This window comes from Paraburkholderia tuberum STM678, from assembly GCF_902833905.1.
GTDB classification, from domain to species: domain Bacteria; phylum Pseudomonadota; class Gammaproteobacteria; order Burkholderiales; family Burkholderiaceae; genus Paraburkholderia; species Paraburkholderia tuberum.
Genome location: NZ_CADFGP010000076.1, coordinates 27,677 through 28,385 on the forward strand (window position 1 = coordinate 27,677; position 709 = coordinate 28,385).

Consider the following 709-nt stretch of genomic DNA (forward strand, 5'->3'; position numbering starts at 1 on the left):
GTGATCATCGACGCCGACGAACTCAAGGCACTGCTCGCGATGCGAGAGGCCTATGGTTCGCTTCAGCGCGATCATGAGGAGGTTCGCAGCGCACTGCGCCTCGTGACAGCTGAGCGCGATCTCGCCGAGGAACGACTGCGCGCTTACCGTCGCGAACTGTTTGGCGCGAAAAGCGAAGCGCGCGCCTCGGACCAGTTCGGCCTGTTCAACGAAGCCGAAGCGCTCGGCGCGAACGCCACTCCCGCGCAGGAAGATACCCCCGGAACCGAGGTCGCGGCCCACAAGCGCAAGAAGCGCGGCCACCGCAAGCCTCTCGATCCCAATCTGCCGCGTGATGTCGTGCGACACGAACTCCCTGAGGCAGAGCGCTTCTGCGATCACGACGGACACGCGCTCGTCGAGATCGGCGTCGAGATCAGTGAGCAGCTCAATGTCATTCCCGAGCAGTTGCGAGTCACCCAGCATCAGCGTATCAAGTACGCCTGCCCATGTTGCGATCTCGGCATCAAGGTTACGCCGGCACCGCCCCGTATCATCCCGCGTGGGCTGCTGAGTGAATCGGCGCTCGCGTGGATCGCCACCGGCAAGTACCAGTTCGGCATGCCGCTCTATCGCCTGGCCGGTCTGCTGCGTCGCTTCGGCGGCGACATCTCGTCGAACACGATTGCCGCGAGCATGGTCCGCGTCGGTCTTGCGACGCAACCCGTCA

The 709-nt window shown here is 64.0% G+C and carries 1 protein-coding gene; it reads left to right on the plus strand.

Annotated features, from left to right (window positions below):
- The coding region (locus HWY30_RS43330; RefSeq protein ID WP_244145143.1) for an IS66 family transposase zinc-finger binding domain-containing protein at positions 1-709 on the plus strand (709 nt) is incomplete at both ends.